At 72.4% G+C, this 18,517-nt stretch carries 14 protein-coding genes and 1 pseudogene; 8 read left to right on the top strand and 7 right to left on the bottom strand.

The window, feature by feature from the left end; all coding sequences use genetic code 11:
- The first annotated feature begins 1 nt into the window (after nucleotide 1).
- The 5 genes from LG396_RS32905 to LG396_RS32885 all read left to right on the top strand — a co-directional run bounded on the left by LG396_RS32905 (nucleotide 2) and on the right by LG396_RS32885 (nucleotide 7,504).
- Entirely contained in the window at nucleotides 2-835 is an 834-nt protein-coding gene (locus tag LG396_RS32905; RefSeq protein ID WP_018837555.1) for a carbohydrate ABC transporter permease, read from the top strand.
- A 2-nt stretch (nucleotides 836-837) separates the two neighbouring features.
- The gene (locus tag LG396_RS32900) at nucleotides 838-1,917 is read left to right on the top strand and encodes a glycoside hydrolase family 130 protein (protein ID WP_225797548.1); all 1,080 of its coding nucleotides are present in this window, start codon (nucleotides 838-840) and stop codon (nucleotides 1,915-1,917) included.
- A 40-nt stretch (nucleotides 1,918-1,957) separates the two neighbouring features.
- The gene (locus LG396_RS32895) at nucleotides 1,958-4,891 is read left to right on the top strand and encodes a polysaccharide lyase family 8 super-sandwich domain-containing protein (RefSeq protein WP_225797547.1); all 2,934 of its coding nucleotides are present in this window, start codon (nucleotides 1,958-1,960) and stop codon (nucleotides 4,889-4,891) included.
- 342 nt (nucleotides 4,892-5,233) lie between these two features.
- Complete coding sequence (locus LG396_RS32890; RefSeq protein ID WP_225797596.1) at nucleotides 5,234-6,193, top strand: glycoside hydrolase family 43 protein; 960 nt, start codon at nucleotides 5,234-5,236, stop codon at nucleotides 6,191-6,193.
- Between the two features lie 198 nt (nucleotides 6,194-6,391).
- Nucleotides 6,392-7,504, top strand: coding sequence for a PP2C family protein-serine/threonine phosphatase (locus LG396_RS32885; protein WP_225797546.1), 1,113 nt, complete (start codon nucleotides 6,392-6,394; stop codon nucleotides 7,502-7,504).
- 172 nt (nucleotides 7,505-7,676) lie between these two features.
- Here LG396_RS32885 and LG396_RS32880 read toward each other — a convergent pair whose 3' ends face one another.
- The gene (locus tag LG396_RS32880) at nucleotides 7,677-8,153 is read right to left on the bottom strand and encodes a tetratricopeptide repeat protein (protein WP_018852610.1); all 477 of its coding nucleotides are present in this window, start codon (nucleotides 8,151-8,153) and stop codon (nucleotides 7,677-7,679) included.
- 20 nt (nucleotides 8,154-8,173) lie between these two features.
- Between LG396_RS32880 and LG396_RS32875 the strand changes: the two are divergent.
- Nucleotides 8,174-8,431: pseudogene (locus LG396_RS32875) on the top strand (protein kinase domain-containing protein); the annotation flags it as partial.
- Between the two features lie 388 nt (nucleotides 8,432-8,819).
- Here LG396_RS32875 and LG396_RS32870 read toward each other — a convergent pair.
- Nucleotides 8,820-10,121 carry an MFS transporter gene (locus LG396_RS32870; protein ID WP_225797545.1) on the bottom strand — a complete coding sequence of 434 codons (1,302 nt, stop codon included), beginning with the start codon at nucleotides 10,119-10,121 and terminating at the stop codon, nucleotides 8,820-8,822.
- 470 nt (nucleotides 10,122-10,591) lie between these two features.
- Between LG396_RS32870 and LG396_RS32865 the strand changes: the two genes are divergently transcribed.
- On the top strand, nucleotides 10,592-11,467 hold the full coding sequence (locus LG396_RS32865) for an SAM-dependent methyltransferase (protein ID WP_263979881.1): 876 nt from the start codon (nucleotides 10,592-10,594) through the stop codon (nucleotides 11,465-11,467).
- A gap of 143 nt (nucleotides 11,468-11,610) precedes the next feature.
- Here the strand turns inward: LG396_RS32865 and LG396_RS32860 are convergent, their stop codons facing one another.
- Entirely contained in the window at nucleotides 11,611-12,495 is an 885-nt protein-coding gene (locus LG396_RS32860) for an SGNH/GDSL hydrolase family protein (RefSeq protein WP_225797595.1), read from the bottom strand.
- 144 nt (nucleotides 12,496-12,639) lie between these two features.
- Here LG396_RS32860 and LG396_RS32855 point away from each other — a divergent pair, with 144 nt between their 5' ends.
- The gene (locus LG396_RS32855; RefSeq protein ID WP_018837545.1) at nucleotides 12,640-13,863 is read left to right on the top strand and encodes a PucR family transcriptional regulator; all 1,224 of its coding nucleotides are present in this window, start codon (nucleotides 12,640-12,642) and stop codon (nucleotides 13,861-13,863) included.
- A 136-nt stretch (nucleotides 13,864-13,999) separates the two neighbouring features.
- Here the strand turns inward: LG396_RS32855 and LG396_RS32850 are convergent, their stop codons facing one another.
- From LG396_RS32850 to LG396_RS32835, 4 genes are all read right to left on the bottom strand, one after another.
- Nucleotides 14,000-14,842: a class I SAM-dependent methyltransferase gene (locus LG396_RS32850; protein ID WP_225797544.1), complete on the bottom strand. Its 843-nt coding sequence runs from the start codon at nucleotides 14,840-14,842 to the stop codon at nucleotides 14,000-14,002.
- 70 nt (nucleotides 14,843-14,912) lie between these two features.
- Nucleotides 14,913-16,853 carry a vWA domain-containing protein gene (locus LG396_RS32845; RefSeq protein ID WP_225797543.1) on the bottom strand — a complete coding sequence of 647 codons (1,941 nt, stop codon included), beginning with the start codon at nucleotides 16,851-16,853 and terminating at the stop codon, nucleotides 14,913-14,915.
- On the bottom strand, nucleotides 16,850-17,911 hold the full coding sequence (locus tag LG396_RS32840) for an ATP-binding protein (protein ID WP_018837542.1): 1,062 nt from the start codon (nucleotides 17,909-17,911) through the stop codon (nucleotides 16,850-16,852). Before LG396_RS32840 ends, LG396_RS32845 begins: the two co-directional genes overlap by 4 nt.
- Before the next feature lie 327 nt (nucleotides 17,912-18,238).
- Nucleotides 18,239-18,490: a hypothetical protein gene (locus tag LG396_RS32835; protein ID WP_051102869.1), complete on the bottom strand. Its 252-nt coding sequence runs from the start codon at nucleotides 18,488-18,490 to the stop codon at nucleotides 18,239-18,241.
- Between the last annotated feature and the right edge of the window lie 27 nt (nucleotides 18,491-18,517).

Here is an 18,517-nt window from a genome sequence, read left to right as displayed (position 1 = left end):
CATGGCCCGTACCTTGCGCCTGCTGCGCTACGGCGCGCTCGGTCTGGGTGCCGTCGCCGCGCTGCTGCCCTTCTACTACATGCTCATCGGCGCGCTGCAGAAGAAGCGCGACACCAGCCTGAGCGGGCTGCTGCCCGACCCGTCCAACCTGACCCTGGCCAACCTCTCCGGGATCGACGATTCCTTCAGCCTCACCACCGCCCTGCTCAACTCGCTCATCATGACCGCCGGCGTGGTGGCCTGCACCCTGGTCTTCGGGCTCCTCGCCGGATACGCGCTGGCGATCCTGCACTTCCGCGGTCGCGGCCTGGTCTTCGCCCTGGTGCTGCTGGTCCAGGCGATCCCGTTCCAGTTGCTGATGATCCCGCTCTACGTGATGGTGGTGCGCTACTTCCACCTGGCCGACAGCTACGCCGGGATGATCCTTCCGTTCGCCGTCAACTCCGTCGCGGTGCTCATCTTCCGCCAGTACTTCCTGCAGATACCCAGGGAGATATTCGACGCGGCGCGCATGGACGGCGCCGGCGAACTGCGCATCCTGCGCTCGGTCGCGGTGCCGCTGGTGCGGCCGGCGATCCTCACCGCGATGCTGGTGACCTTCATCGGCCCGTGGAACGAGTTCCTGTGGCCGTTCCTGATCACCAAGAACCCGGACATGCAACCCCTCGCGGTGAGCCTGGCCAACTTCTCCCAGGCCAACTCCACCTTCCAGGCCAACCCCATGGGCGCCGTGCTGGCCGGCGCGTGCGTCCTGGCCGTCCCGGCCGTGGTGCTGTTCCTGCTCTTTCAGCGCCACTTCACCTCAGCCAACCTCGGCTCCGCGATCAAAGGGTAGGTATGACCCAGCTCAACGCCGAAACCGCACTCCCCTACGCCCTGAAGCGCATCGGCGTACTCATGACCGCCGACCCGGCCGACCCGCTGGAGGCCGAAGGCGTCCTCAACCCCGCCACCGCCTGGGGACCCGACGGACACCTCTACCTGTTCCCGCGGATCGTCTCGGCCGGCAACGTCTCCCGCATCGCCCGGGCCCGCGTGGTGATCGAAGACGGTGTCCCGGTCGGCGTCGAACGCCAGGGCGTGGTCCTGGCCCCGGACGAGGGCTTCGAACGCGGCGCGCACAACGCCGGCGTGGAGGACCCGCGCATCACGTTCCTCCCGGACCTCGGCGTACACGTCATGACCTACGTCGCCTACGGCCCCCTCGGCCCCCGCCCGGCCCTGGCCGTTTCCGACGACACCGTCCACTGGCGGCGCCTGGGTCCACTGCACTTCGCGTACCGGCCGGGCCTGTCCACCGACCTGAACTTCTTCCCCAACAAGGACCTGGTGTTCTTCCCCGAGGTGGTGCCGGGACCGCACGGCCGGCCCTGCTTCGCCATGCTGCACCGGCCGATGTGGGAACTCGACTGGCTGCGGCCCGGCGAAGGCGCCCCGGCACCGACCGGGGTCACCGACCTCCGGCCGTCGATCTGGATCGCCTACGCGGACGCCGACGCCGTCCGCACCGACCTGTCCGCACTGACCTCGCTGGCCCATGCCGCGCCGGTCGCAGGCCCCCTGATGCCGTTCGAGGAGGCCAAGATCGGAGCCGGGCCGCCGCCACTGCGCGTGCCCGAGGGCTGGCTGCTCATCCACCACGGCGTCACCGGACCGGTCGCCAAGGGCTTCGAACTCAGCCACGGCTCCGTCTACCGGGCCGGCGGCATCCTGCTCGACGCCCTCGACCCGTCCCGGGTGCTGGCACGCAGCCCGCAGCCGTGGCTGTCCCCGCAGACCCGGGAGGAGACCGAGGGCACTCTCAGCAACGTCGTCTTCCCCACCGCCATCGAGGAGATCGAAGGCATCCCGTACGTCTTCTACGGGATGGCCGACAGCTCCATCGGCGTCGCCGCACTCGAGCGCACCGTCCCGTAATCCCCGTCCCGCCCCCCACCTCGAAGAGAGGAGTCTCGTCGTGACCGTTTCACGCCGAGTCTTTCTGGGTTCCTCAAGCGCGGCACTCGCCGCGCTGATGACGACCGGCGGCCCGCTGGGCCGCGTGCCGTCGGCGTTCGCCGGCACCGCCGGCACCGCCGGCGACCTCGCGGACATCCGCTCGACCCTGCTCGGGATCTACCTCGCACACGACTGGCTCGACGACGGCACCACCGCCCGGGTGGAATGGACGTACCAGAGCCAGGCCACGAGCTACCTGTCCGCCCAGCGGGCCGACGGCTCGTGGAGCGACGTGGACTACTCCGCCACCAACAGCGCCGCCAACGGGGCCGCGTGGTCGCCGTACCGCGCGCTGGACCGCATGCAGGCCATGGCCGCCGCCCACGCCAATCCCGCCGGGCCGCACCACGGCGACCCCGCGCTGCTGGCCGGTGTGCAGAAGGGCGTCGAGCACTGGTTCCAGGTCAAGCCGACCAACGTCAACTGGTGGGAGCGGGGCATCGGCATCCAGCTCCGCCTGGGGCGCATCGGTCTGCTCCTCCACGGACAGCTCGGCGCCGCCCGCACCGCCGACATCGTCGGCGTCCTCCAGAGCAGCTCGTCGGGCACCGGCCAGAACGCCGTCTGGTACGCGCAGAACGTCATCTTCCGCGGCCTGCTGGCCCCCGACCCCGCCCTCGTCGCCTCCGGACGCGATGCCATGGCCCGCGCGATCCTCCTCAACACGGGCGACGGAATCCAGAGCGACCTCAGCTACCACCAGCACGGAGACCAGCTCTACTCGGCCGGGTACGGCCGCAGCATGCTCACCGACGTCGCGCAGTGGCTGTACGTCCTGCGACGCACCTCCTACGCCTTCTCGCCCGCGTCGGTCTACGACTACGCGAGCTGGGTCCTGGACGGCACCCGCTGGATGATCAACGGGGACCACGCCGAGTTCAACGTCTTCCTCAACCCCGCCCCCCGGTACCGCAGCAACGCCGAGCGCACCCTCGAAGCCCTCCGCCGGATGGACGACGTCCTGCCCGGCCAGGCCGGCCACTTCGGGCAACTGCGCCGCAATATCGCCCTCCGGAGCAGCGACACGGGACTGAGCGGCCACAAGTACTTCTGGCGCTCGGACTTCGCCGCCCACAAGCGGCCCGCCTGGGGCGTGACGGTCAAGATGGTCTCCGCGCGCACCATCGGCTCGGAGTGGCGCTCCTCCAATCCCCGAAGGCTCAACTACCTGTACTGGGTCCCCTTCGGCACCACGTTCATCGCCCGCAGGGGAGACGAGTACCGCAACCTGTTCCCCGTGTGGGACTGGTCCCGCCTGCCCGGCTGCACCAACCCCGCGGTCGTGGTCCCCCTGGACGCGAGCAACCCCTACCGGCAGTCGACCACCTTCGTCGGCGGCGTGGACAACGGGCTCTACGGCGCCGCGGCCCTGGACATGGACAAGTACGGCACCACCGCCCGCAAGGGCTACTTCTGCTTCGACGACGAGTTCGTCGCACTCGGCGCGGGCATCACCTCCACCGACCCGAACCCCGTCGTGACCACGCTCAACCAGGCGCGCCGGACGGGCAGGGTCGTCGCCGCCGGCAGCACCGTCGAGCCGGGGGCCACCCGTACCCGTACCGGAAACTGGGCCTACCACGACGGCACCGGGTACGCGTTCTTCGAGCCGGTCGCCATGACCGTGAAGAACGAGACCGTCACCGGGGCCTGGGCCGACATCGCGACCGGCCAGGACCCCGCCCCCGTCACCGAGGACGTGTTCGGCCTCTGGCTCGACCACGGCGTGGAGCCGAGCGGCGCGACCTACGCCTACGTCGTCCGGCCCGGCGTCAACCAGGGCCAGGCCGCGGCGTACGCGCAGCACCTGCCCGTGCGGATCGTCGCCAACACCACGTCCCTGCAAGGCGTACGCCACGACGGTCTGGGCATCTCCCAGCTCCTCTTCTACTCCCCCGGCACCGCAGATATCCGCAAGGGAGTGACCCTGGCCGTCGACGAGCCCTGCATGGTCATCCTCGACGAGTCGGGACCCGGCGCGCCCGTCATCACCGTCTCCGCCCCGCAGAAGCCCGGCGTCACCGTCGCCGTCACCCTCACGCGGTTCGGAAAGGTCACCCGCCGGACCGCCACCCTCCCCGACGGCGACCGCCAGGGAGCGGGCGTCACCCTCGGCGCAACGGCGAACGACGTCGCCCTGCGCCGCCCGGTGCTCACCTCCTCCGAACAGGGCACCTCCGTCGGGGCCCACTTCCTGACCGACGGCAACCCCCGCACCCGCTGGGCTTCGGCGCCTTCGGACGACGAATGGGCGATGGTCGATCTTCTGACGCCGCAGTTCGCGGACGCGGTGACGCTGCACTGGGACACGGCCTATGCGCAGGCGTACGCCGTCGACGTCTCTCCCGACGGCGAGACGTGGCGGACCGTCCACTCGACCAACGCCGGGACGGGCGGCACACGGACCCTGGCCATCACCCCCCAGGCGGTGCGGTTCGTCCGCCTGAACCTCACCGAGCGGCACACCCCGCGGGGCTTCTCGCTGCGGGGCCTCGAGGTCCACGCGGCTCCGGACCTGGCACGCGGCAAGCCCGCCACCGCCTCCTCGACCCGCGCCGCCGAAGTCGCCCCGGCCAACGCCACGGACGGGCAGGACACCACCCGGTGGGGATCCGACTACTCCGACCCGCAGTGGCTGAGCATCGACCTGGGCGCCACGACGGCCATCGGGGCCGTGAAACTCCACTGGGAGACGGCCAGCGCCAAGAACTACCGGCTCCAGGTCTCGGACAACGGCAGCGACTGGACCGACGTCCACTCCACGACCAGCGGGCCGGGCGGGGTGGAGACGATCCCCGTCTCCGCCGACGCACGACACGTGCGCATGTACGGGACACAGCGCAACACGCAGTACGGGTACTCGCTGTTCTCGTTCGAGGTGTACGGACGTTGACCCGGTCCCCGTGCCCGGCTCCGGGCAAGGGCGAGCGCCGCTCTGCGCCGATCCCGTACGGGCTGCCGGCACTCCGGCGGGTCCAGCAGAGGAGTTGACAGGTCTGCCCGCCGCCGTGATAGTCGAGAGCGCTCTCAAAAATCGTCATGGACACGCCAAGGAGATCTGATGCGCCCTTCCCGTTGGCTCGCCGGTGCCGTCCCGTTAGGGCTGATCGGCGTACTCGCTCTCGGACAAGCCGCCACCGCCGCCAGGCCCGATGACGGACCCACCGGCCCGTCAGCCGAGGAGACAGCGACGGCAGCGGCGGCCGGTCCGCCTTCCACGCTCGGCCGTGCCCTGGTGGGCGGCGCCGACCCCAGCGTCATCAAGGTGGGCAGCCTCTACGTCTCCGCCAAATCGGTGGACGGCGGGATCGCGGTGCGGACGGCGGCCACGCCGGAGGCCGTGGCCACCGCCCCCAAGCACCAGGTGTGGCAGGACACCGCGAACCTGGGCGAGGTCTGGGCGCCGGAGATCGTCCATCACGACGGCCAGTACCGCATCTACTTCGCAGCCGGTCGCGGTGCGGCCCACCGGATGTACCACATCGGCTCCCCGAATCCGACGTCCGGATACTCCCCGGCCGTGAAGGTGGCGCTGCCCGGCGACAAGTGGGCCATCGACGGAGTGCCCTTCACGTTCGGCGGGCAGCGCTGGTTCGTATGGTCGGGCTGGGCCGGCGACACCAACGTCGAACAGAACCTCTACGTCGCCCGGATGAGCAGCCCCACCGCCTCCACCGGCGGCCGCTCCATCATCTCGCAACCGCGTGAACCGTGGGAGCGCGTCGTGGGCAACCCGTACATCAACGAGGCGCCCCAGCCGATCGTCGACCCCGGCGGCCGGCTGCACGTCGTCTACTCCGCGAACGGCAGCTGGAGCGACAAGTACTGCATCGCCGACCTGAGGCTGAGGGCCGGCGGCGATCCCACCTACGTCTGGGACTGGTACAAGAGCAACGGCTGCCTCTTCGGCTCGCACGGGCCGTCCATGATGTCCGGGTGGACACCGACGGTGAACGTCAACGGCCCCGGCCACCACACGTTCATCCTTCCGCGGGGCGACGTCAACGCCGGCCCGCCGTCCGGCAACCGCTTCCCCATTCTGTTCCACGCGGTGGCCAAGGGCACCCCGTACACGTGGTCCAACCGCTCCTGGTACTCCGGCACGGCGGTCTGGTGGAGCAACACCACCTACCGGCGCGCCAACGTCCCCGGAAGCACCACCGACGTGGGCTACAGCCTGAAGTTCTTCGAGTAGACGGAGGCACCGTCGCCGCAGTCCGTTCCGTCCGCCTCCTCAGCGCCGCCCGGAGCCGAATGGCGCTCCGGGCGGGAGATCACTGCGGATCCATAACGACGGGCGCGGGTGGGTCGAGTTCGCAGACCCGGTGTGCCTAACGTGGCAGGTGATGTACGTCGTGGGGCGCCGGGCGATCCCTCACGGGAGAGGGAAGCCGTGAACGTGCCGCAGAACCCCCGGGCGGCCTCACCCTTCCACGGTGTGCTGTCCGTACTGCCCTACGGCGTCATGGCCATCGTCACCGTGGTGGACACGTCCGCCGGCCCCGAAGTCGGCTACCTGCCCCTGGTGTCCCTCGGCCCCGCGTTCGCCGGCCTGGTCGGCAGGTGGCAGCGCACGGTGCTGATCGGCGCGCTGGCGCTCCTGCTCTGCACGGCACTCGCCGAGTACAACGGGCTGCTCGGTGACCGGCGCGGGTACACCGCGATGCTCTCGGTGGTCGGCGTCACCGCGGCCGGTCTGGTGGCCGTACGGATGCGACAGGCGAGAGAGGCGGAGCTGGCCAGCGTGCGCTCGATCGCCGAGACGGCCCAGCGGGTGCTGCTGCGGCCGGTGCCGCTGGCCGCCGGAAAACTGCGGATCGCACTCTCGTACACCTCCGCGGTCGCCGACGCCAGGATCGGAGGCGACCTGTACGAGGTCGTGACGTCGCCGGCGGGAGTGCGAGTGATCATCGGCGACGTGCAGGGCAAAGGACTCGAAGCGGTGGAGACCGCGGCGGTGGTGCTCGGCGCCTTCCGCGAGGCGGCCTACGACGAACCCGACCTCCAGGGGGTCGGCGAACGAGTGGAACGCGCGCTGGACCGTCACCTGTCGTCCGAGAAGTTCGTCACGGCGATCATGGCGGAGATCGGCGACGAGCGTGCCGTCACCCTGCTCAACTACGGGCACCCCGCACCTCTGGCGGTGAAGAGCGGCGGGGATACGTGCCTGCTCGAACCGCCCGCGCGCGCACTGCCCCTGGGCCTCGGCATGCACGGCACCGGGCCCCCGCAACCGCACGTGCACCCCTTCAGCCCCGGCGACCAGATCCTCTTCTACACGGACGGCGTCACGGAAGCACGCGACAGACAGGGGGCCTTCTACTCCCTCGCGGGGTGCGCCGCGCTCCTGGCCGGCACCGACGCCGACACCGCCCTGGCCGCCGTCCGCCGAGACCTGATCGCCCACGTACGCGGCCCCCTCCAGGACGACGCCGCCATGCTCCTGCTGCGCTACCAGCGAGACAGCCCTCCGCAGCAGACACCCCGGCAGCCCACACCCTCGTAATCCGCAGCCCAACCCCCCACGGCCCTGACCTCAAGGGGACGCCTGGCGGCGCAGCCGCTCCCAGTCTGTGATCTCGACGTAGTAGTGGAAGCTCAGTCCGAGACGGCGTCCGTCGTGGGTCACGATGAGCTCTTGCCCCAGCGGCGCGTTGGTACGCCTGGATCCGTTGTCGTCACTCGGTGTCCTGGCTGTCGCCTTCCGCTTCCTCCCGCCAGCGGACGGCGGCGCGCTGGGCCTGAACGGTGTAGATGTAGTCGGCTCCGTGCACCCGCTCCATGTCGAGCGCCAGCCGCTCGAACGCCTCGGCGGCACCGGCCGCGTCCCCCGCCCTGCCGCGCAGGTTGGCCAGGTTGTGCCGAGTGACGAGGACATGAGGGTCGTCCTCGCCCAGCACCCGCACCCGCTCGGCGAGCATCTGCTCGGAGACCTCCACGGCGCCGGCCAGGTCGCCGGTCTCGCTCAGGTAGTGGGCCCGGTGCCGGAGCGCCACGGTATCGGGATGCTCTTCGCGCAGCGTCCGATCCCGCTTGTCGAGTTCCCTCTCCGCCCGCTCCCACGGGTTGACCAGCCGTCTCCTCACCCGCACCGCACCAAGCGCCGCGACCCCCACCGCCGCGACCGCACCCGTGACCACCCATCCCCACGACATGCCACAACCCCCTCCGCTCCATGCCGTCCGGCCGGCGCCCACCACATGGTCCCGGCCGTGGCGGACCCGCCACCTCCATGGACGCCCCGTCGGGCCCGCCCAGTTGCACCGGGCCGAGGGCGGAGGCCGCGCGGTGGGGGGCGCAGGTGTGTGACGCCCTCGCCGACGCGCACGCCAACGGGATCATGCACCGGGACGTGAAGCCCGCCAACATCTTCATCACGCCCTCCGACAGCGTGAAGGTCCTCGACTTCGGCATCGCGCGCGCGGCCGACGGCAGCGTGACCGCGGACCGCCTCACCCGGACCGGACTCATCCCCGCCGACCGGGACGACCTCGTACGCTCGCTGCTGCACAAGGAGCCCCGCCGGCGGTACGGGGACGCCGCCGCCCTGGCGCGGATACTGCGGCGACTGGACACCGCCTTCGAGTCCGGGGATCCGCGAACTCCAGCGGCTTCCCTCCGCCCACCGAACCGGACCTGTCCGCCGCGCCCGCGCCCGGCGAGTTCCTCTTCGCCACCAGCCTCGGCGACAGCGGCACGGTGCGGCTCTGGGACCCGGCCACCGGCCGGCCCGTGGGTGCCGTCTGGGCCCCTGCTTGAACGCGACGGGGAGCACCGATGTCAGGTGTTCGTGAGCAGCGCCGGAACGGCCGTCTCGGTGACTACACCCGTTTCGCCCCTGAACCCCGCGTCAGCGAGCCCCTGGCCCCGTCACGGGGATCACCCGTACGGTCCATCTGCCTCCAGGACGGGAAGACCACCGGGCACAGCGTGGCGAGCAGATACACACCGCCGACCGTCAGCAGCGCGGAAGACAAGCCGGCCGAATCAACGAGGAAGCCCGCGGCCAGTCCGCCCAGTGGAGTGACCAGTTGCACCGAGGCCGTTGTCACGCTCAGCACGCGGCTGCGCAGGTCCTCCGGCACCGTCTCATACGTCACCGTGGCCATGATGGGGTTGAGTACACCGAAGGCGAGACCCTCTACTGCCATGATCACGGCCAGCGGGGTGAAGGTGTCGGTGAAGGCGGCCACCACGAAGCGCGGCAGGCCGCCGATGAGGAAGGCGATTGTGAACACGGGCCACCGCCGAAAGCGGCTGCCCACCGCCCCGTAGACCAGCGCCCCCGTGAGCGCGCAGATGCCGAACGCCGCGTTCAGCAGACCGAGATCGATGGCACCGTCAAGCTCCTCACCGGAATGCACGGGCAGGAGCACGGCGCTCCATCCCTGGTCAAGGCCCCTGGTGACCAGCGTCATCAGGCACAGACCCAGCAGCAGCGGCGTCGCCGCCACGAAGCGACAGCCTTCCCCGAGTTCACGACGGTAGGCCCGCAGCGACGTCGGCTCGGGCCGTCGTTTGGCCTGCGCCTCGGGCAGGCCGCGCACTCCGAACGCGAACAGCGGCGCGGCCACGGCGAAGGTTGCGGCATCCACCAACAGGACGTTCTCGGCTCCGAGTACGGCGATCAGCACACCTCCGAGAGCTGATGCCGTCAGCGCCGCACAGCGTGCCGCTCCGTCGTACAGCCCGGCAGCCCTGGTCAGCGGCATTCCGGCGCGTTCGGCAAGCGTGGGCAACAGCACGCCGCGAGCCGTTGCACCCGGCGCGCCGAACAGGCCTGTCAGCGCCATCAGCGCGCACAGCATCCAGAACTGCAGGGTGCCGGCGAACTGCAGCAGCGGGATCGCCGCAACGGCAACTCCGCAGGCAAGATCCGAGGCGACACTCACCCGCCGTCGCCCGATCCGGTCGATGACCGGACCGGTGACGATCGCGGCGAGCACCGCGGGCAGCAGCGTGCAGAACGCGACGATCCCCGCCCTGGCGGCGCTGCCCGTGCTTTGCAGCACGAACCACGGCACGCCCATGTACGTGAGGCAATTCCCTGCGATCGAAACGAGGTTGGCGGCAAGAACCGTTGCCAGAGGACGGCGATCAACCGTCCCGACGATTTCGGACACTACGGTGGTCTCCCATAGGGGAAGCGCCCACCGTGAACGAAGTAGGTCAGCCGGTGGGCGAAGCGAAGTGGTCAGCGTCTGGCGCGCAGAGCGAGGCGCACCGCGGTGCGGTGTTCACAAGCAGCGCCTCCAACACTTCGCCGGGATGACCACCCGGCACCTCCACGCATTGTGACGTCGGGTACCGGCCCTCCGCAACGACGATCCGCCGCAATGAGCGGGACTCGCGTGCGGAATTGAAGCCTCCGAACAGGTCGGAAAGCCGGAGGGAATAGCGGCCGAGCACGTTGATGGGGTGCCGTACGACTGGCGAGAGACGAGCAACGTCCTCGTGGCGTTTGTGCCCGGTGCGGTCGGCCGGTTCGGGTGGCGGCTGGTCCGGGCCTGCCCGTGCAGCGACGAGTGCCCCGGAGCCCGGGTGGGGTAGATGGTGGGTGGGGGGTGTGCCGCTCTATGTTGGGCGCGTTGAGATGCCGTTGTGCGTCAGGCGAAACCGACCGAGAGAGATTCCCGTGACACACGAACCGCCGTTAGGCGACGAGCCTCAGTTACCGATCAACCCGCAGGTGCCGCATCCCGCGCGGATCTACGACTACCTGCTGGGCGGCAAGGACCACTACGCCGCCGACCGTTCGGCCGCCGAGGAGACCATCCGGCGCGCACCCCAGGTCCGGGAGTCCGCCCGCGCCAACCGCGCCTGGATGCTCCGCGCGGCCCGCTATCTGGCCCGGCAGGGCGTGCGGCAGTTCCTGGACGTCGGCACCGGCATCCCCACCTCTCCCAACCTCCACGAGGCCGCCCAGCAGATCAGCCCGGACTGCCGGGTCGTCTACACCGACAACGACCCCGTCGTCCTCGCCCACGCCCGCGCGCTGCTGAGCAGTTCCCCGGAGGGCCGCACGGCGTACATCCAGGCGGACCTGCGCCGGCCGGAGGAGATCCTCGGCGCGCCGGAGCTGTGGGCGACGCTGGACCGGGACCGGCCGGTGGCGCTGGTGCTGTCCGCGGTCCTGCACTTCGTACGCGACGAGGAGGAGCCCGGCCGCATCGTCGCCGCCTTCCGGGACGCCCTTCCGCCCGGGAGCTATCTCGCCCTGTCCCACACCACCAACGACATCCAGCCGCGGCGGGCCGCCGACGCCGCCGCCGTGTACGGCGAGCGGCGGGCCGCGGCGCTGATGGTGCCGCGGCCGCTGGACCAGGTGGAGGCGCTCTTCGACGGCTTCGAGGTCGTCGAGCCCGGGGTCGTCCAACTGCCCCACTGGCACCCGGAAGGCCCCGTCCGGCCGCGGCTCCTCGACGAGGTGTGGCTCTACGGCGGCGTCGGCCGCCTCGGCGGCGGCTGACCCCCCTCGCAGGCGCCACACGTGCCGGCCCGGCGCGTTGTCCGCGCCGGGCCGGCGTGTGTGCGTCCCCTCGGGGGATGGGAACGCCGGGTGGCCGGCCCGTCCCCGCCGGTCGGGCCGGGCGGGGTCAGCGGGTCAGCCGGTCAGCCGGTCAGCTGGGAGTGGATGATGCCGGCGTACGCCTCCTCACCCCTGGCGTTGGGGTGCAGCGGTGCCGCCGGGGCGGTCGGGACGTAGCCCTCGACCCACTTCTTGTCCGGGGACTGGCAGGAGTCGTGGCCGCGGCTCGGGGTGAACACGTCGACGTACTCGGCGCCGTGGGCCGCCGCGCGGTCGGCGATCACCTGGTTCATGTGGTTGACGCTGCCCTGGAGCCAGTCGGCGTCGGCGGAGAGCACCGGCTGGTACGGCCAGCAGCCGCCCGGCTTGATGTAGTCGCCGTAGCCGGTGACCAGGACACGGGCCTGCGGGGAGCGGGCGTGGATGCCGTCGAGTACGGCGCCGAGCTTCGGGCCCATGGCCTCGACGCGCTGGGCGACGGTGTCGACGCCGCCCTCCGTGAAGCCGTCCTTGCACAGGTCGCCGAGCGGGTTGAGCTGCATGCAGTCCTCGGCGACGCCGACGAGCCCGACGTCGTTGCCGCCGATCGTCAGCGTGACCAGGGTGGTGTCCGCGCCGAGCGCGTCGAACTGCGGCGGCGCCTCGCCCATGTCCACGTCGAGCAGCGACAGCGACTGCGGCTGCGTCATGTGGTCGGTCCTGGCGCCGCTGCACGTGACGTCGCGCAGTTCCGCGACGTCGAGCCGGTCGGCCAGTTCGTGCGCGTAGTTCTCGGTGGAGCGCCCGCAGGCGAGCGGGCCGGTGGGGAGCGGGATGAGTGGTCCCGAGGCCATCGAGTCGCCGAGGGCGACGTAGACCTCGCCGGCCGCGGCGTCGGCGGCGGCCGGGGCGGCCGTGCCTCCGACGACGAGGCCGGTCGCCGCGGCGGCGCCCAGGGCGCCCTTGAGGAGTTTCGGCAGCACGTTCATCGGCGGCTCCCGGCCGTGGGGGTGGATGCGGGTGTGCGTGTGCTGGTGCGTGTGGAGCTGGCGGAAAATTGTGTCGTGCACATGATGCAGACGGGCCGGGCTGCGCTTAACTGGTCAGTAACGCAGACTTCTCCGGGAGCCGTTGTGACGCGTGACAACACACCGCTGTGTATCGGCGGCAGCCCGGTCGACGCGCGGCTGCGGGCCCGGGTGCCCGCGCTCACCCACCGCGTCGTCGACCGGCTGCTCACCGAACTGCCCGTGTACGCCGCCCTGCCGCCCGAGGAGGTCGCCGGCGACATCGCCGACATCGTGCAGCGCAGCCTGCGGCTCTTCGCCGACGTGCTCCAGCGCCGCGGCCCGGCGCGCGACGACGAGCTGGTACGGCAGCGGGAGTCGGCCGCCCAGCGCGCCGAGGAGGGCGTGCCGCTGGACGCCATCCTCAGCGCATACCAGATCGGCACGGCGATGGGCTGGGAGGAGATCGCCGTGGACGCGCGGCCCGCGGACTTCGCGGACGCACAGGAGGTGCTGCGGCATCTCTTCGTCCTGCAACGGCAGTTGGTGGCGGCGGTCAGCGCCGCGTACCTGGAGGCCCGGCAGGTGCTCGACGTCCAGGAGCACGCGCCGCGGCACGCGCTGCTGGCCGCGCTGCTCGCCGGGGAGCCGCTCGAGGGCATCGCCCGCCGCACGGGGCTGCGGCCCGCCCCGCGGTACGTGGCCCTGACACTGCACGTCGCCCCGCACCCCGACGAGCACTCCCCCGGGCCCCGGTCGCGGATCGCCGCGCGGCGCAAGATCCGCCGGCTGCAGACGGCGCTGAACGGCTTCGCCGGCGAACCTGCGCTCACCGCGCTCGACGCCGGCGGCGGCACCGCGCTGCTGCCGGTGGCGGAGGAGCCGGCGTGGGCGGCGCTGTGCGGACTGATCGACCGTACGGAGACGGCCGTCGGGGCGCCGGTGACCGCGGCGGCGGCCGGGGCCGTACCGGACGGGCTCCCGGCGGCGGTGGCGCAGACGGCGGACATCGTCGAGCTGGTACGGCGTACGGACCGGCCGCCCGGCCTGTACCGGCTGGCCGACGTGCTCCTCGACTACCAGCTCAGCCGCCCCAGCGAGGCCCTCACCGGGCTGGCCGACCTGCTGCAACCGCTGGCCGGCCGCCCGGAGTTGCTGCACACCCTGGAGACGTATCTGGCCCGCGACCTCGACCGCCGCGGCACCGCCACGGCGCTGCACGTCCACCCCAACACCGTCGACTACCGCATCCGCCGCATCGCCCTCCTCACGGGCCTGACCCCCACCACCCCGGCGGACGCCCGCCGCCTGAGCGCGGCACTGGTGGCCCGCCGGACCCTGGGGGCCTGACGGCCGGGGGAAGGGCGGGTCGCGGAGCCGGGCGTCACGTCTCGGGTGCCCGACGGGCGACCACGCTCGCGGCGCCGCCAGGGGTGACCAGGAAGAGAGCGCACACGCGGCCGCCCCCTTCCGTCGCGCGGCCCCCTTACGCCGGGGCGTGCGCCGTCACCAGCCAGGCCGGGGCCCTCAGCAGCACCCCCTCCGGGGTGGCGTACGGGGTCAGGGCCTCGCGCAGGTCTTCCGTCGCCTTCGCCCTGGTCGCCGCGTCGGTCTCCGCCAGCGCCGCGTGCACGTGCGGCCGGTCGAGGACGAAGGCCAGCGCCTCCTCCACACCCGCCCCCAGGTCCATCGGCTCGTTCTCCGCCTCCAGTTGCACGTCGGTGAAGCCCGCCCCCCCGAGCACCTCCCGTACGTGCTCGGGGTCGGCCAGCGAGTTCGGCCCCGGTTCGGTCGCGCTGCCGCCCGGCGGCGGCAGCGTGGCGTACGGGGCGAGGGCGGCGCGCGGCACGCCCGAGTACTCGCTCTCCTCCGGCGCCCGCCAGCACACGTACGCGAGCCGCCCCGCCGGCCGCAGCGCGCGCCGTACGTTGGCGAACGCCGCGACCGGGTCCGCGAAGAACATCACCCCGAAGCGGCTGATCGCCACGTCGTACGCGCCGTCGGCGAAGTCGTGGACCTGCGCGTCGGCCTGCTCGAAGCCCACGTTCGCCAGGCCCTCCTCCGCCGCCCGGGCGCGCGCCTGCGCGAGCATCGCGGCGGACAGGTCGACGCCCAGCGCCGAGCCCCCGGCGGCGAGCGCCGCGGCCACGCGGGTCGTCTGGCCGCAGCCGCAGCCGACGTCGAGGACGCGGTCGTCGGGTTGCACGTCGGCGCCCGCGAACAGCCGCTCGCCGTAGCGGAGCATCGCCGCGTTGTATTTGTCCTCGTACGCGACCCAGTGGTCGCCGTTGGCCCCGTTCCAGTCCAGGGTCCGCGTGTTCTCCGCCACGTCCGCCGCCTCCCGCCGCTCCGCCGCCTCAGACGGTCACCGTACGCGCCCGCGAAGCCCGCGGGCGCGGTCACCTCACGCGGAACACGGGCCCCCGCGCGACGAACGGCAGCGACGCCCACCCCGGGATCAGGTAGGCGTGCTCCCTGCGTACCCGCAGCACGTCGCACATGCCGTCGGTGATCACCAGCACCGGCGCCGCGGGCGGGAAGTCGTCCGCGCGCTCCAGCAGGTCGAGCCCCGGCTGGAGCACGGTCCCGCCGCGGCCCCGTACCCGCACCCGGCCGGCGATCTCCGTCGCCGGCAGGTACCCCGCGTCGTACGGCGAGGCGTCGCAGAAGACGACGCGCGCCGCGGGCACGTCACGCGCTTCCGCGTACGAGGCGATGGCGCCCAGCGCCTTGCCGAGGAGCGTGCGGTCCATGGAGCCGGAGGTGTCCAGGACGACGCCGAAGGTGCAGCGGGCGACCTCCTCGGGCGGGAAGTAGCGGCCCGCCCGCGGGATGTCGGGAGTGGCGGCCTGGCGGCGGGCGGGGCGCGCGAAGGTGCGCACCGGCTCGGCGCGGGGCACGTACTCGTCGAACCAGCGGGCCAGCAGCGCGTCCCACGGCAGGGGCGGCTGCGCCAGCGCGCGGATCTCCTCGACCAGGCCGGCCGGCAGCAGCCCGCGGCCGTGGTCGCGCTCGTGCAGGTCGAGGCCGCGCTGCAGCCCGCGGCGGTAGAACTCGTCGAGGTCGACGTACGCGGCCGCCGGGTCCCGCGGCACCAGCGGGCCGCCGAGGATGTCGCCGAGCCCCCGGCCGCGCAGGGTGGCGAGCCGGCGGCGCTGGACGCGCAGGTCGGCGGCGAGGCGGTCGTAGACCTCCTCCGCGGACAGCCCGGCGAGCCGCGGGTCGTGCAGCAGCCCGGGGGGCATCTCGCCGACGCGCATCTCCAGCAGCCAGCCGTTGACGACGTAGTCCGCGGCGATGTTGAAGAGGTACGGGTCGCGGGCGCCGCGGCGCTCTCCGTGGCGCAGCGCGGCGTGCAGCATCTCGTGGCCCAGGATGAAGCGCCACTCGTCGTCGGAGTGGTCCCTGAGCGGGTTGATGTAGATCTCGCCCGCGGCGGCGTCGACGGCGGCGACGGAGATGTCGTGGGCGCGGGCGAGTTCGGCGTCGGCGACAAGGGTCATGCCCGCCGCGACCCCGCCGAGCAGCGGGTACGAGGAGACGAACCACTCCAGCGCCCGCTCCCACGGCCGCCGGGGCGCCCGCTCGCCGGTGAGGGAGTCGCGCCGGCCGCCGGCGACCTCCATGGCGGCGGACATCGTACGGGTGAGGGCGTACGCGAAGTCCTTCTGCCAGTCCGGCGGCGCGGTGCCGGCCCAGCCGTCCCACGGCAGCAGCAGCACGTCGGGCTCGTCGCCGGCGGCGCCGCAGCGCTCGTACTCCGCGGGGATGCCGTCGCGCCGCCAGCGCGCGGCGAGTTCCTCCTCGCCGCCGCCGGGGTACTGCTCGGGCAGGTCGGCGGGCGGGCGGCCGGTGCCGAAGGTGACGAGGAAGCGGTTGACGACGGTGCAGCGGGCGGCCTGCTCGTACCGGTCGGGCTGGGTGCGCTCGCCGCGGGCGGCGGGGGCGTGGCCGAAGCCGAGGTGCAGCAGGCAGTGGGCCAGCGCCCAGGTCCACTCGGCGGGCTCGGCACGCCGGGTGGGGTGGGCGTGGACGGTGCCGTACGAGTCCACCCGGGCGAGGCCGTGGGCGGGGGCGAGGGTGGCGGCGGTGTCCGGGAAGACCGCGGTCCGCGGTGCGGGGGCGGCGCCCGCGGCGGCGCCCGTGCCCGTGGTGCCTGCCCCCGCGCCCCCCGCGCCCGTACCCGTCGTGCCCTTGCGGACGACCTGCGCACCGAGGGCGCGCAGCGCCGGGTTCTGCATCGCCTTGGCGAGCCCGGCGGAGAAGGCGCGGGTCGCCGGGTCGTCCCGCTGCTGCGCCTTGGCCTTGCCGCGCCGGGCCGCCCGGTTCGTACGGCTCATCTGCGCGCCTCCACCAGGCGCGGCATGTCGCGGGCCGCCTCGACCAGGAACCAGGCCGGCAGCACCGGCTGCCCGTCCGCGTCCTCGGCGATGACGGTCTGCGCCACCTCCACGGATATCTCGGCCAGTTGGACCAGAAGCGCCTTGGCGCGGTACGCGGTCTCGCGCACGGCGGGCGAGGCGTGCTCCTTGCTCGCGGGCAGCTCCTTGACGAGCCGGCCGCGGAACGCCTCGGCGAGGTAGTAGAGCAGGTCGCGGTCCTCGGTGCGGCGGGGCCAGGAGGCGTCGCCCTTGAGGATGGCCTCGACGCCGTAGCGGTGCCGGACGATCTTGACGTACCCGCAGAAGGACACGGCGTGCGCGGGCGTGAGCGTGCCGTGCGCGACGGTCTTCAGGGTGTGGTCGTCGAGGGCCGGGCCGAAGGAGTGCAGCGCGTCGGAGAGCATGTGCCACGAGCGCGGGGTGGAGAACGGCTCCTCCGTCTTCGGCGGCTTGGACCACAGGTGGTCGGGGCGGTCCGTCAGGTAGTCCGTGACCCAGGGGTGGATGCCGTGCTCGCCGGCCCAGACCAGCCAGTCGGTGGCGGACGCCTCCAGGTGGACGTGGGCGAGGCGGTTGACGAGGGCGGAGGCCATGGGGCGGGCCAGCGCGTTGTCCGTGGCGCGGTTCCCGGCGCCGATGACGATGCTGCCCTCGGGCAGCTCGTAGTTGCCGATGCGGCGGTCGAGGATGAGGGAGTAGAACGCCTTCTGCACGTCGGGGGTGGCGGCGTTCAGCTCGTCGAGGAACAGGCAGTACGCCTCGTCGCGGGCGATGGCCTCCGGCGGGCAGAAGACGCTGCGCCCGTCGCGGATCTGCGGGACGCCGATGAGGTCCTCGGGGGCGAGCTGGGTGCCGATGAGGCTGACGCAGTCGAGGCCGAGGGAGTCGGCGAACTTCCGCACCAGCGAGGACTTGCCGATGCCGGGGGCGCCCCAGAGGAAGACCGGGCGCACGGTGGCGAGGCCGAGCAGCAACTCGGGGATCCGGGCGGGGGTGACGGTGACTGCTGCCTGCACGCGGCGGGCTCCTGTTTCGGGTCGGGGTGCGGCGCGCGCAGGGAGTGTGCGCCGTGTCGGGACGTCCAGTGTGGGCGCTGGAACGGACGCGGCGCAGCCGGTTTTTCCGGGCGGGGGGCTGGGGTGCCGGGGTTCGGACGCGTGTGCGCGGGCGCGGGGCGTACGGCCCGCAGGCTCGTGGCCTGCGGACCGGGCCCCGCGCCCGGCACGCGGTAGGCGGTACGCGGTACGCGGTACGCGGTCGGATCGACGCGGTCAGGACGGCGCCGTCAGGTCGACGCGGTCCGGGACGACGTGCTCGGAACGGGCGCGGTCAGGACGGCGCGGTCAGATGAGCGGGAGCAGGTTGCGCACCAGCCGGCAGGTGGTGAGCGAGGGCGGGTGGACGCCGATGCGTTCGGCGGTGTGGCGTATCACCTCGTTGCGGGCGCGCTGCGGGGTGTAGACCCCGGTGTCGAGCAGTGCGATGGCGATGCGCATGGCCTTCAGCATGCGGTTGTGCGCGACATACCACTCACGCGGCATACCTGCCGGAAGCGGCTTCTTGGGCAGGGGTGTCGGGGCGTACGCCACTGGCATGGGCGACCTCCTCGGCCTCGTCTTGGC

The sequence above is a fragment of the Streptomyces aculeolatus genome (assembly GCF_020400605.1).
Classification (GTDB): domain Bacteria; phylum Actinomycetota; class Actinomycetes; order Streptomycetales; family Streptomycetaceae; genus Streptomyces; species Streptomyces aculeolatus.
The sequence above is the reverse complement of the archived record's forward strand: the minus strand, read 5'-3'. Positions and strand labels throughout refer to the sequence as shown.

Excerpts from the sequence above, each read along its gene's own strand:
- LG396_RS32905 (WP_018837555.1), top strand. The coding sequence starts at position 2 with ATGGCCCGTACCTTGCGCCTGCTGCGCTACGGCGCGCTCGGTCTGGGT.
- LG396_RS32900 (WP_225797548.1), top strand. The coding sequence starts at position 838 with ATGACCCAGCTCAACGCCGAAACCGCACTCCCCTACGCCCTGAAGCGC.
- LG396_RS32880 (WP_018852610.1), bottom strand. The coding sequence starts at position 8,153 with ATGTCGTGGGGATGGGTGGTCACGGGTGCGGTCGCGGCGGTGGGGGTC.
- LG396_RS32865 (WP_263979881.1), top strand. The coding sequence starts at position 10,592 with ATGCCGTTGTGCGTCAGGCGAAACCGACCGAGAGAGATTCCCGTGACA.
- LG396_RS32860 (WP_225797595.1), bottom strand. The coding sequence starts at position 12,495 with ATGAACGTGCTGCCGAAACTCCTCAAGGGCGCCCTGGGCGCCGCCGCG.
- LG396_RS32845 (WP_225797543.1), bottom strand. The coding sequence starts at position 16,853 with ATGAGCCGTACGAACCGGGCGGCCCGGCGCGGCAAGGCCAAGGCGCAG.
- LG396_RS32835 (WP_051102869.1), bottom strand. The coding sequence starts at position 18,490 with ATGCCAGTGGCGTACGCCCCGACACCCCTGCCCAAGAAGCCGCTTCCG.